This window comes from Desulfosporosinus sp. FKA (assembly GCF_002196785.1).
Classification (GTDB): Bacteria; Bacillota; Desulfitobacteriia; order Desulfitobacteriales; family Desulfitobacteriaceae; genus Desulfosporosinus; species Desulfosporosinus acididurans.
In genome coordinates, this window is the sequence record NZ_NAHZ01000033.1 from 247653 (window position 1) to 260517 (window position 12865).

Consider the following 12865-nt stretch of genomic DNA (forward strand, 5'->3'; position numbering starts at 1 on the left):
CAACATCTCATGTCATTATTCTTCCTAATAATCTTCCTAATAATTAGAGTTCGCTAATAATTCAGAATTACCTGCTTTAAGAAAATATTAATTTATTTTACACTATTCACTCAGCAATTAATTATATAAGAAGTATATAATGCCAGAGTATGTGGTTTCATGTGCTTTCAGCATATTCTCCATAGAAATAGACAGAACAGTTGATTTTAATTGTTGTTATTTGACGGAACCTTAGCCCCTGAAATGCAAAAAATGTACTAAAGTGACGAATAAGCAATTATTTCCATTCTGTTTCTCGATATTTAGTATGTTATACTTTAATTAGTATTTAATTGTTGGGGGTTATTTAATATGGCTAAAACGTCGCGCAAGGATAGCGGTTCACGACGAAGAAAAATCAGTAAGCTTCGAGTGTTCCTTTATTCACTTTTGACTATGCTTATTATAGTTGTTGCTATTAGCGGAATTATGGTATGGAAGGCAGCTGCACAGCTTCCGCAATGGGATCCCTCCTCTCTGGACAACATGAAGCAGTCTTCGGTTATTTATGATAAGGATGGAAATGAAATCGCTCAGTTACATAGTACAGTGAATAGGCTTAGCTTGAGTTCATCTCAAATCCCGGATATCGTGAAAAAAACATTTGTTGCTGTTGAAGACAAACGTTTTTATCAGGAAATCGGAATAGATCCGATTCGAATTGTCAGTTCACTATATCAGGATTTGATCTCTGGAAGCGCCAAAGAAGGGGCCAGCACAATTACGCAGCAATTGGCCCGCAATGCCTTCATCCAAGATCCCACGGCGAAGACGCTAACGAGAAAAATTCAAGAAGTTCTTATTGCCATACAACTTGAACGCCGCTATACCAAGGATGAAATCCTTACGTTTTATCTCAATAAAATTCCTCTTGGCGAATCTTCCTATGGTATTGAGGCAGCTGCCAAAACCTATTTTGGCAAAGACGTCAGCCAGCTTGACCCGGCTCAGGTGGCACTTTTGGCGGGATTACCCCAAGCATCCAGCGGATATGATCCCTATTTTCATCCTAATGCAGCCAAGGCCAGACGCAATATAGTTCTTGGCGTTATGCGCAATGCGGGAATAATCGACGATGCACAGTACAATCAATCTATTAATGAATCTTTTGCCTATGTAGACACGATGATTAAAACATATGGCGGACCACAAAAGGCTGTTTATGCAACAGATAATTATAAGTATCCGTCTTTTGTAGATTATGTTGTCAATGAGTTGGAGAATAAATACAATTTGACTCAGGATCAAATCTTTAATGGAGGATTAAAAATTTATACAACGGTTGATCCCAAAATACAAACGGCGGCTGAAGACGCTTTTAATGACCCGGCAAATTTCCCCAAAAGTTATGATAAGACTCTTGTCCAGGGGGCGATGACAATTGTCCAACCATCGACGGGCAATATTGTGGCTATGGTTGGCGGACGGAATTATCAATTTGGAAATTTTGATCGTGCTTGGCAAGCTAAGCGCCAGCCGGGATCTACAATTAAACCTTTAGCTGTTTATGGTCCCGCCTTGGATAAGGGTGGCTATTATCCCGGGACAGTTTTGGATGATATGCCGGTTACCTTTAATTTAGGGGCTGGTCAGACTTACAGCCCTGTAGATGATGATACTTATACTTCAGGCTGGAAAGGACGGATTACAATGCGTTATGCATTGGCGCAGTCCGTTAATGTTTATGCTGTCAAGCTTTTGAGTTTAATTGGCGTGGATACTGGTTGGCAATTTGCCAGAGATAATCTTGGCTTACCTCTGACAAGTCAGGATAAGGTATTAAGTTTGGCTCTGGGAACATGTCACGTTTCGACATTGGATATGGCTTCAGCTTATGGAGTTTATACCAACAATGGAGTGCGTGTTACCAGTCATGCTATTGATAAAGTACTTGATTCAACGGGAAAGACTATTATTACTCCGGAAATAACTCGAGAACGTGTCATGAAAGAAACCACCGCTTATTTAATCAATGATATGCTGCGCAGCGTCGTAACGAGCGGAACAGGTTATGCGGCAAAAATGGGGGATTGGGCTGTGGCCGGAAAAACAGGCACCACATCTCTGCCGCAAAGCTATGGCAATAAAAATGGTAATCCCGATGCTTGGTTTGCCGGCTATACTCCGTATTACAGCGGAGTAGTTTGGATGGGTTATGATTCTGATCCCGATGGGCAGCATTATTTGCGTCAAGTCTACGGCGGAAGCTATCCAGCTCAGATTTGGAAGAAGGTCATGACCGTCGCTCTTCAAGGGAAGAAGGTGCAGACACAGTTTTCCCGTCCCGCAGGAATTGTTAGCGGTAAAATTGATACGAAATCGGGATATTTACCAAGTTCATTAACACCCTCGCAGTTCATTCAAACGGAAATAGCCGCTCAGGGGAATTTTCCTACTCAAGTTAGTAATATATGGGTACAGGAATATGTTGATCCCAAGAATCCAAGAGTGATAGTTCCGGCCAGTGATCCCAACAAAGTCTCGCGTGTGTTCTTATATCTTCCGGATAGAGATCCTGCCATTACTTGGCCAGCGAATGAAGCGTCTTACCGTTTGCCGGCTGAAGCACCTTTGCCGCAGCAATTGCAGGAAGCGCCTTATTAAAACGGAAGCTATCGTTTGCCATTGGTCATCTTTTAGGCTCTGTCTTCGGACAGAGCTTATTTCCTAAAAAACCGTAAATAAATTTGAATCATCTTTGAGATCTAGGTAATTCTAATGAATAGATAACAAAGTTGATTCGTTGTAAGCAAAAGTTTGGAAATTATGCAGGAGGGATAAATATGCTGATCTCGTTCGGGTTTTTTGATGTTCCGGAAATGGCTATCCTTTTGGTCATTGCATTAGTTATTTTCGGTCCTGGAAAACTGCCGGATATCGGTAAATCATTAGGTAAAGGAATTGCAGAATTTAAAAAAGCTTCTGAGGGAAAAACTACTGAAACGAAAGTAGACGATCAGAACAACCAGAACAACCAGAACAATAAACAATAGATTGATGAACAATTGGAACGTTTCCTGCCTAATCTGAGATGACAGACCCCCACTTCAATAAGTAGTCCTTAGTAAACTTCAGGTGGGGTAGAATCCTCCTTCGCCGCTAAGTATTCCAATTGGGAAAGGCGGCTCGGCAATAATGTCCATTGGACATTATTGTATCTGAACCCCGATGTTCAGCTTTGCTGAACGAGTTCACTTTAGAAAGAGAGACTATTCATAGAAATACTCAGGAAAGGAGATGGCTCATCATCGAACAAGTATTTCAGATGTTTAAAGAAGTAGCGGAAACGAATAATATTACCTTATCGGCCAAGCGTCTTCATATGAGTCAACCCAGTATCACTTTGCAGATACAGAGTCTGGAAAATGAATATGGCGCACGTTTTTTTGACCGTACGAATAAAGGGGTTACGCTGACAAAAGAAGGTGAAATCTTTTATACCCATGTTGTAAGAGTTTTGGACATTCTTTCCCACGCCAGGGAAGAGATCAATGCTGTTGCTAAAGATCAGCGCAAATTGCTTTACCTTGGGGCTACTTTAACCATTGGGGAATACATTCTCCCTAAAATTTTAGCGTTTATGTCCCAGCATCATCCTGATGTTGAGTTTAAGGTTAAGATCGCCAATACAGATAGTATTTCACAAGATATCTCGGAAAAAAAACTGCATGTTGGACTCATTGAAGGTCCTATCATTCAGTATAAGGACCTGAATGTTGAGAATTTCTGGGAGGATGAATTAGTTGTTGTGATACCGGTTTTCCATCCTTGGGGATCAAGAAATACGATATCCTTGGAAGAACTTTTATCTGAGCATCTTGTGACAAGAGAAGAAGGTTCTGGAACTCGCAAGGTCATGGAAATAGCTCTGAAGGAGAAAGGGCTTGATCCCGATCAATTGAATGTAGCCATGGAATTAGGCAGCACTCAAGCGATTAAGGAAGTCATTGTGGCGGGACTTGGAATTGCAGTTATGTCCAAGCTAACCGTCAGCAGCAACGATGATCAAAAGCATTTCAAGGCCTTAAAATTCGAAGACGGCCCCATTTATAGACCTTTCAGTATTTTGACCAATGCCCAAATTACTAAGACTAAAAAAGAACGTGCTTTAATCGATCTGCTTCATGACCATAATCAGATTGAGGATATTATAAGTAAGGATTATTATGAATTTGAGAAAAATAAGAAAAAAAATGATATGCTAGCTTCAAAGTAAACCATTTAATATAGCTCATAAGAAGTCCTCCGCCTCAAGTGATAGCGCAGGTAGAGGGAGGATTCATAGCTGAAAATTCGAATTACGATATAAAAAACCTCCATTGGCTCTTGGCTCCTGGAGGCTTTTTTTGCGCATATTGTTCTTTGCTAAAGGCTATATCTTATTTGAGCGTTTTCAAGATGATTTTTCATGGCTAAAACGGCTTCGTCGTTACGATGCTGCGAGATGTTTTCATAGATGAGACTATGTTCTTGATAGACGGCATTTAAATTATCTATGTTCACCATACCGCTTTTGCTGATATGTTTAATGAGTTTGCGCGAAGTTTGGAGCAAATTACTTAGGATTGGATTATGGGAACATTGCGCAATTGAGAGGTGAAAATCAAGATCTAAATTAACGAAGTGTTGATAATTACGTTCAAGATATGCTCTTTTAGATTGTTCGAAAATCAATTCAAGATTATCTAAATCTTCTATAGTTGCATTAATAGCGGCTAGACGAGCCGATTCAATTTCCAGGACATTACGTACTGATATCACATGCTCCAAATTCTTATCTCCCAAGAAAAATGTCCAAGATAACGGGGTCAAAAAAAATTCTGAGCTGTCTGAGGCAATAAAAGTACCTTGTCCAGGGAGAATATTGATAAGCCCAAGCACGTTTAAGACTTTTAAAGCTTCGCGAATGGAAGTTCGCCCAACATTAAATAGGGCAGCAAGATTGCGGTCTGAGGGAAGCTTATCGCCAGGCTTCATTTTGTTTGCTAAGATTTGGTCTTCAAGAAAATTACTGAGGGTATTAGCCAGAGTTTCAACCTGGCTTGATTTTTTTTCGATTGGACTGAGATCGGCTAAGGTCTTTCCATGGAGAGATCGTTGGTTGGCAAGAAACACGTCAATATTCTTGGCAAAATCATCAGGGGGGAGCTGAAAGAGTTTAGAATCTACAGCGAAAGCTTGAGCAAGCAGTGAGGCATAATGTTCGCTGTCCTTACTTAACTTTTTTTCAAGTGTCGAAAGTTTGGATATACTAAGGTGAGGCTGATTATTGTTCATTAAATAGTTATGAATAAAGGCGCTTTGCGACAGCATGAGCCGCCTTCGTAACAAAAGCATATTTTCGGGAATATGTATTGGGGTAAGATTATCCATTTGTCTTATCAAGCCTTTCTGGTGTCCTAGCAGCTGTTAGTCATCAACTGACATATTAATTATAGCAAACGTTTTAGCCAATCGTAAGAGTCCCACTTGTACAAGGGGAGTGGTTCCCTGACCGAGTTCACCCGAAATTAAAGATTGCATTATAACAATACATGAGTTAGAATGAAATTGCAAATAAAGTGGTCGACCACAAGACCGCTTTCTAAACGGAGGACAGTTTATGATCAAAAAGGCTGAAGACTTACGGGTTGAATACAGCCCAAACCTAAAAGACGGAAAAGGCACAGTAAAAATTATCAATATCCTTGAGAATAAGGATAACCATGGAACAGGCAGGCTTTTTGGAGTAAGTATTATCCCTGTAGGAGGGTCAATCGGCAAACATCAACATGTTGGAGATTTTGAAACATATTACATTCTGAAAGGCAAAGCTCTAGTCAATGATAACGGACAGGAACAAATTCTCGGTCCTGGTGATATGACGCATTGCAACGACGGAGATTATCATTCCATCGAGAATATCGGAGATTGTGATTTAGAGTATATTGCAGTGATTTTGTATACCAAACAAAAAGAACAGTAGAAGATATAGTGAAAGGATGATTTTTTATGGGTTACCCAAAGGATATTCTAACGACAAGAGCAGTTGTAAAGCACGGTAAGTATGCCGTAATTCCTCCTGACGGACTCGTTAATAATGTTGTCCCAGGAATTGAAGGCTGCCGAATCAGTATTGTCGCTTCGCCGAAAATGGGGGCTAGTTTTGTTCAATATGTGATTACTGCTGAAAAGAATGGTGGAACAACCAAGGTATTTGGTAAGCAAGCCAATGTCGAAGCATTTATCTATTGCATTGAAGGGGAAGGAAACTATACCGTTGACGGTAAAGACTATAAGGCGATTGATGGTGCCTATATTTATGCTCCGGCAGGTGTAGGTCTGGAATTTAAGAACACCAGCGAAAAGCCGATGAAGGTTCTTCTGTATAAACAAGTCTATATTCCCTGTGAAGGCATGAATCCTTATGTGTATTATGGAAACGTTAATGATATCGAATACAGAATTTATGATGAGATGGAAAACGTTTTCGTTAAAGATCTTCTTCCGGTTGATATCAATTTCGATATGAACATGCATATTCTCTCTTTCGCGCCGGGAGGATGCCATCCTTTCGTAGAGACTCATGTCCAAGAGCATGGGGCTTATATTTTGGAAGGCGAAGGCTGTTATCTCCTTGATGACAACTGGTCGATGATCAAAAAGGATGATTTCATGTGGTTCGGCCCTTATGTGGCTCAAGCGGCCTATGGTGTCGGCAGGACGAACTTTACGTACATCTATTCCAAGGATTGCAACAGAGATGTTGAGCTTTAAGTGATAATTTAGCAACTATTTTCAATATGCTCCCATAATGTAAAAGGTTATATATCTTTTGCGTAAATGGGAGCATTTTTTTATACTTTATAATTCAAGGCAGTTGCTTCCCAACAAACTCGTTAAAGAATTAAAGATACAAAAGATACTCCATGAAACTTTAAAGGGAGTGGTCAACTATAAGTTTTGACTACTCCCTAAAAGAGGTTACATAAAGTGAACTTGAAGTGAGGTATGGGAAGACCCCCGCTTATAGAAGCGGGAGCCTTATGATTGGATAAATATGTTTTAGCTAACTTTAACAGCTAATTCTAATAAAGTATAATACAGTACTTTGACTCCGTCGGCACAATCATCGGGGCTGCTCCATTCTGCCGGATTGTGACTGATTCCATCTTTCGAACGGACAAAAATCATGCCGATGGGGCAGATGTTCACCATCTGCATGGCGTCATGTCCTGCACCACTGGGCAGAGAAAAATATGGGAGTTCTGAAGCCACACATGCTTTTTGAGCGGCAATTTGGAACTCTTTTGCGCAAGGTGCAGGCGGAATTCTTTGCAGAATATCAGTCTTGAGACTAACTCCTCTGTCCTTGCAGATTCTATCGAATTCCTTAAAGATCTGCCTTTCCACCTTATCGCTGACCTCCTGGGAAGTATCCCTAAGATCTAAGGTAAATTCGACGGTTCCAGGGATGATATTGATACCTCCCGGCTGTACATTAAGCCGTCCTACGGTAGCTACCGTAGTTCCTGTTGATTTCGCCTCTCGTTCAACAACTTGAACCATTTCGGCAGCTGCAACTAAGGCATCATGACGCAAGGTCATGGGCGTAGCTCCGGCATGGCCCGCTTCACCATAGACAGAACATTTTAGCCAAAGTTCGTTGACGATGCCGCTGACGATACCAATAGAGAGGTTCTTCGATTCCAAAACTTTTCCTTGTTCAATGTGGAGTTCAATAAAGGCTTTGATGGATTCTTGGGAGCGGTTAGCCTCGCCGATCTTATTCGGATCGTACCCTTGTGCCTTCATTGCCTCAGCGACGGAAATACCATTTCTATCTTTCATTTCAAGATCTTTATGGCTTAGATTGCCGATAACCCCTCGGCTTCCAAACATACTAAAACTAAAACGAGATCCTTCTTCATCGTTAAAAGCATAAACCTCAATGGGATGTTTCGTTTCAATGTGTTGTTCGTTTAGTGTCTGCAAGACTTCAATTGCTCCGAGAAGACCTAGTGCACCGTCATAGATTCCTCCATCACAAACAGAGTCTATATGGGAACCTGTTAGAACCACCGCTGCATTTGGGTCACATCCTTCCCGGCGGCCAATCAGATTACCTACGGCATCTTCTCTTACTTGTAAGCCGGCTTCCTGCATGTAAACAGCAACAAGATCTTTTGCCGATCTATCTTCTTGAGTAAAGGCGTGACGAGTTATGCCTCCAGATTGATTCCTTCCTATCTTCCCTAATTCCAATAAACGATGAAGTAGACGTTCTTTATTAATCACGTTTGTCACTCCTTAAATTGGCTTATATTGTGTCTAGTTTTATTTTTTAATATTTTTAGACTTTTGTCTTTAGTAATTATAGATAATAAAATCATCTTTTGATTAGCACATTGTGATAATGAAAAATGTAAATGTTCATTATATTCTAGATGTAGAACATTATTCGAATTGTATAAATTCAATGTTAAGGAGGGGACATTACCAATAACAATTTAGATTTAAGACTTAAGCTGGGTATCCTAATGAAATGTCGGATTTTAGGTATTTAATTAGTAAAAGGAGGGGTTGGGCTATGTTTGATCTAGTTATAAAAAACGGCAAGGTTGTTAAAACGGATGGAATTATCGAAGCTAATATAGGTGTTAAGAATGGGAAAATCGCAGCCATTGTGGAATCCGAAAATCCCCTTAAAGGAAAAGAAGTAATTGATGCTCAGAGAAACTATATATTTCCCGGGGCAATTGATAGTCATGCTCACTTAAATGATCCAGGCTACTTGTGGAGAGAAGACTACGCTCACGGCACCGCAGCAGCAGGGGTGGGGGGAATCACCACAATCATCGATATGCCTCTGCAAAATGAACCTGCTATGACGGATGCTCAGATTTTCGATAAAAAGATTCAAGCGGTTTCTGCGAACGCTTATGTTGACTATTGTTTCTGGGGAGGACTAGTTGACTATAACTTAAATCAATTGAAAGAACTGGATGAAAAAGGTTGTATCGGTTTTAAATCCTTCATTGGGCCGGTATCTCCTGATTACGTATCTCTTACTATCGGTCAAGCTAAAGAAGCTATGGAAATTTTGCGGGAGTTTGATGCCCGTGCCGCTTTTCATTGCGAAGACTATTCCCTGATCAAGTGGGAAGAGAAGAGAGCACAACGTAAAGGAAAAAACGATTGGCAGGATTTTTTGAATTCCAGACCGATCATTGCTGAACTAATAGCCACTCAAAATATAATTAATCTTGCTGAGGAGCTGGGAGCAAAAGCCCATATCTGTCATGTCAGCCATCCCCGAGTTGCTAAAATTATTCAAGAGGCACAGCAGCAAGGGATTGATGTAACAGCTGAAACATGCGGACATTATCTTACGTTTACCGACCAAGACGTCATTAAGAATGGCAGTTTGTTCAAATGTGCACCTCCCTTAAGGGAAGCGGCCGCTGTAGAAGAAATGTGGGAATATGTTAATAACGGGACATTATCTTGCGTAGCTTCTGATCATTCACCGTGTGAATTGAGTGAGAAGAGTGAAGAAAAGCATGGAATTTTTGGAGCTTGGGGTGGCATTAGCGGTATCCAGAATGTCATGCAGGTCGTCTTTAGCGAAGGCGTTGTCAAAAGAGGCTATAATCCGACCTTATTGGCCCGGAGTTTAAGTGAAGGTCCAGCAAAGGTTTGCGGGATTTTCGGCAAAAAGGGTGCCATTGAGGTTGGATTTGATGCCGATCTCGTTATCCTTGATCCGGAAAAGGAATGGGAAATTACTCCGGAGTCCTTGTGCTATGTCAATAAAATTTCTGCCTTTGTCGGTTTAAAAGGAAAGGGTCTTCCTGTCTGCACCGTTGTAAGGGGTCAAGTGGTCGCCAAAGACGGCAAAATAGTCGGTCAAAAGGGTTTTGGTGAATTTGTCAGCAAATTGAAATAGGTTAGGGGGATAATTATGAGCAAGCGTTATGACTTAATTATTCGGCAGGGAATGCTTGTCTGTCCAGACGGTGTCAAGAAAGCAGATGTTGCTGTTGACGATGAAAGAATTGTTGAAATCGCTGAGGAAATAAGCGGTGAGGCTAAGGAAACGATTGATGCCTCAGGTAACTATGTTTTTCCCGGTGCGACAGATGGACATGTTCATTTTAACGACCCAGGCCGTACGGAGTGGGAAACTATCGCCACCGGAAGTAACGCGCTGGCTGCCGGCGGTGGGGTTGCTTATTTTGATATGCCGCTTAACTGCAATCCCTGTACGTTAGATGCTAAAAACTTTAACAATAAGCTTGCCGTTGCTCAGAGGGATTCTTTAGTCGATTATGGATTTTGGGGCGGTCTTACGCCTAAAAATTTAGATAAGCTGGAAGAGCTTGCCGAATGCGGCGTTGTTGGCTTTAAGGCCTTCTCATGTTTCAGCGGAATTACAGAGTTTGAGAGAATGGACGATTACACGGCCTTAGTCGGCATGGAGAAATTAGCCAAGCTTGGTTATCCTCTAATGGTTCATTGTGAAAACGCTGAGATTGTGAGTGCCTTGACTGCTCAAGCTCTGGCCAACAATAAGACGACTGTCCGCGACTATTTTGCAGCTCATTCGCCCATAACAGAAATTGAAAATGTCTCACGGATGATTTCCTACGCTGAGGAAACGGGCTGCAAATTGATTATTGCCCACGTGAGCACCGCAAGGGCAGTGGAGTTAGTAACACAGGCCAGGAACAGGGGAGTTGATGTTTCCTGTGAAACCATTGGTCATTATTTAATTCTGACCGATGATGATGTTGAACGGATGGGAACGGTCGCCAAATGTTCACCCCCAATCCGCGATGTACAAAACCAAACAAAAATGTGGGGTAAATTGTTCAATGGTGAGTTTGCCTTTATCTCCTCCGACCATTCACCGTGCGACCCCAAACTGAAAGACGGAGAGTTTTTAAAGGTTTGGGGAGGGATCTCTGCCTGTCAAACGACGTTGTCGTCACTGCTTACACATGGTTATCATGAGCGTAAAGTACCCCTTGTCGATATTGCCAAATTGACAGCACAAAATGTCAATGAGGTCTTTAAAATTCCGGGGAAAGGAAAGATTGCCTTAGGATTTGACGGAGACTTTGCGCTGGTTAACTTAAATCAGGAGTTTACACTCCAGGCAGAAGATCTCTTCTATAAACATAAGGCCAGCCCATATGTAGGCAGCACCTTCCGCGGAAAAATCATTCAAACCATTCTCAGAGGTAAGACGATATTTAAAGACGGAAAAGTAGTTTCCAAACCAATCGGCAAACATTTAAGACCTCTCGTTTAATTTAGGGATCGCTTAGAATAGGGCTAACGCTTAAGAAGAGGAGTAGGTAAAAATGTCTACAAATTCAGGAGACCTCGAAACAAACGTAACCCAGGTTTCACAGTCGGCAGATCATGATGAAGCTTTGAATCCGAAATCGCCAAACGAACGGACGGTAGGTCCAATCCCCTATATGTTTATGTGGATCGGAGATGGCGTTAACTTAGGTAATATGACACTGGGAGCGAGTTTAGTTGTCGCCGGAGTTGCCACGTTGAATATCGTTCAGACCTTTGCAGCCGCCATTATCGCTATCGCCATTATTTCGTCGGTATTTGCTTTAAATGACAGACTCGGTTATCGAACCGGAATTCCTTATGTCGTACAACTTAGAATGTCTTTTGGCCTAAAAGGAGCTACTGTAACCTCACTATTGCGCGGCATTCCTGCCGTTGTCTGGTATGGTGTCCAGAGCTGGATCGGCGGTACAGCTTTAAACGAAATTGCCAAGGCTATTACCGGCGGAGCCTTTAATAATGTTGTCATTTGTTTCGTTGTTCTTCAATTGGTGCAAATTGTAATCTCGATGTACGGATTCCATGCCATTAAATGGGTTGAAACACTGACTTCTATCGTGATTATGGTTGCCCTGGTTTATGTATTTGGCATTCTCGTCACAAAGTATAATGGTGTCGTCAGTCAAAAATGGGTTCATGCCACCGGTTCATGGGGGTTGCCTTTCTTTTCCTTCATCATGGTTTTCCTGGGGAATTATGCAGGTATCTTTTTAAGTGCTGCCGATTATTCGAGAGAGTTAAAATCGGGTATTCGCGATGGAAAACGAGGCTTCCTCTATTTCTCACCGATTGTGCTGGCCTATGGTTTTGTTATTACGATCGGCGCTATGCTGGCATCGGCAACCGGGATCTCCAATCCTGTCAAAGCTTTTGCCATCGTCGTTGATAATTCCTATATTACGGTATTTGTATCGGCCTTCATCGTTCTTGGTGCAGTTGCCACAAACATGGTTGCAAATATTGTCACCCCAACTTATGTCATTCAGCTGTTCACGAAATTAAAATACAAAGTAGCCGTATTTATCACTGGACTGTTAGGGTTGTGTGCCTTTCCCTGGGTGCTTGTTCAGGATTCCTCGGCCAAAGGTTTGGATATGTTCATTCTTATCTATTCCGCATTCTTGGGACCAATTGTCGCAATTTTGCTTATTGAATATTATATTCTTAGAAAACAACGTATAGAAGTTAGTGAATTGTACAATCAATCGGGGGTCTTCGCCGGTTATAATCCGGCAGCAATACTTGCCATGCTGATTGGAGCAGGTGCCGCCTTTTTGAAAGTCGATCTTGCCTGGATAATTGGCCTGGTAGTTGCGGGAATTGCTTACTATCTCCTGATGAAATTTGCCTTTAAAGGGTCGAAATTTAAAAGTGGAACAATATTTGAGAACAATTAGTTAGTAAAACCATAGCATTAAGTTAGGGGAAGTCGGCTGCAAAGACGGCTTCCTTTGATTTCATATGTAAATACATT

10 protein-coding genes are annotated in these 12865 nt (G+C 41.5%); 8 read left to right on the top strand and 2 right to left on the bottom strand.

What is annotated here, in order from left to right; all coding sequences use genetic code 11:
- Positions 1 to 351 precede the first annotated feature (351 nt).
- The 3 genes from B5771_RS20470 to B5771_RS20480 all read left to right on the top strand — a co-directional run bounded on the left by B5771_RS20470 (position 352) and on the right by B5771_RS20480 (position 4255).
- A complete protein-coding gene (locus B5771_RS20470; RefSeq protein WP_088189180.1) occupies positions 352 to 2643 on the top strand; it encodes a PBP1A family penicillin-binding protein in 2292 nt (763 codons plus the stop codon).
- Positions 2644 to 2822: 179 nt separating this feature from the next.
- A complete protein-coding gene (gene tatA / locus B5771_RS20475) occupies positions 2823 to 3032 on the top strand; it encodes a twin-arginine translocase TatA/TatE family subunit (RefSeq protein ID WP_088189181.1) in 210 nt (69 codons plus the stop codon).
- A 254-nt stretch (positions 3033 to 3286) separates the two neighbouring features.
- Positions 3287 to 4255, top strand: a complete 969-nt coding sequence (locus B5771_RS20480; RefSeq protein ID WP_088189316.1) for a LysR family transcriptional regulator — start codon at positions 3287 to 3289, stop codon at positions 4253 to 4255.
- A 149-nt stretch (positions 4256 to 4404) separates the two neighbouring features.
- On the opposite strand, the gene B5771_RS20485 is transcribed toward B5771_RS20480, so the two are convergent.
- Positions 4405 to 5352, bottom strand: a complete 948-nt coding sequence (locus B5771_RS20485; RefSeq protein ID WP_172408329.1) for a FadR/GntR family transcriptional regulator — start codon at positions 5350 to 5352, stop codon at positions 4405 to 4407.
- Positions 5353 to 5641: 289 nt separating this feature from the next.
- On the opposite strand from B5771_RS20485, the gene B5771_RS20490 reads away from it, so the two are divergent.
- Both B5771_RS20490 and allE read left to right on the top strand, forming a co-directional pair.
- Entirely contained in the window at positions 5642 to 6004 is a 363-nt protein-coding gene (locus B5771_RS20490) for a cupin domain-containing protein (protein ID WP_047811057.1), read from the top strand.
- Positions 6005 to 6030: 26 nt separating this feature from the next.
- Entirely contained in the window at positions 6031 to 6795 is a 765-nt protein-coding gene (gene allE, locus B5771_RS20495) for a (S)-ureidoglycine aminohydrolase (RefSeq protein ID WP_088189183.1), read from the top strand.
- Positions 6796 to 7083: 288 nt separating this feature from the next.
- Here the strand turns inward: allE and B5771_RS20500 are convergent, their stop codons facing one another.
- Entirely contained in the window at positions 7084 to 8316 is a 1233-nt protein-coding gene (locus B5771_RS20500) for a Zn-dependent hydrolase (protein ID WP_088189184.1), read from the bottom strand.
- A 292-nt stretch (positions 8317 to 8608) separates the two neighbouring features.
- On the opposite strand from B5771_RS20500, the gene allB (B5771_RS20505) reads away from it, so the two are divergent.
- From allB (B5771_RS20505) to B5771_RS20515, 3 genes are read left to right on the top strand one after another with little or no spacing between them, the layout of a single operon-like run.
- On the top strand, positions 8609 to 9967 hold the full coding sequence (gene allB / locus B5771_RS20505) for an allantoinase AllB (RefSeq protein ID WP_088189185.1): 1359 nt from the start codon (positions 8609 to 8611) through the stop codon (positions 9965 to 9967).
- 15 nt (positions 9968 to 9982) lie between these two features.
- Complete coding sequence (gene allB / locus B5771_RS20510; protein ID WP_088189186.1) at positions 9983 to 11335, top strand: allantoinase AllB; 1353 nt, start codon at positions 9983 to 9985, stop codon at positions 11333 to 11335.
- Between the two features lie 52 nt (positions 11336 to 11387).
- Positions 11388 to 12788, top strand: coding sequence for an NCS1 family transporter (locus tag B5771_RS20515; RefSeq protein ID WP_088189187.1), 1401 nt, complete (start codon positions 11388 to 11390; stop codon positions 12786 to 12788).
- The last annotated feature ends 77 nt before the right edge of the window (positions 12789 to 12865 follow it).

Coding starts and splice junctions, on each gene's coding strand:
- B5771_RS20470 (WP_088189180.1), top strand. CDS start 352: ATGGCTAAAACGTCGCGCAAGGATAGCGGTTCACGACGAAGAAAAATC.
- tatA (WP_088189181.1), top strand. CDS start 2,823: ATGCTGATCTCGTTCGGGTTTTTTGATGTTCCGGAAATGGCTATCCTT.
- B5771_RS20485 (WP_172408329.1), bottom strand. CDS start 5,352: ATGCTGTCGCAAAGCGCCTTTATTCATAACTATTTAATGAACAATAAT.
- B5771_RS20490 (WP_047811057.1), top strand. CDS start 5,642: ATGATCAAAAAGGCTGAAGACTTACGGGTTGAATACAGCCCAAACCTA.
- allE (WP_088189183.1), top strand. CDS start 6,031: ATGGGTTACCCAAAGGATATTCTAACGACAAGAGCAGTTGTAAAGCAC.
- allB (WP_088189185.1), top strand. CDS start 8,609: ATGTTTGATCTAGTTATAAAAAACGGCAAGGTTGTTAAAACGGATGGA.
- allB (WP_088189186.1), top strand. CDS start 9,983: ATGAGCAAGCGTTATGACTTAATTATTCGGCAGGGAATGCTTGTCTGT.
- B5771_RS20515 (WP_088189187.1), top strand. CDS start 11,388: ATGTCTACAAATTCAGGAGACCTCGAAACAAACGTAACCCAGGTTTCA.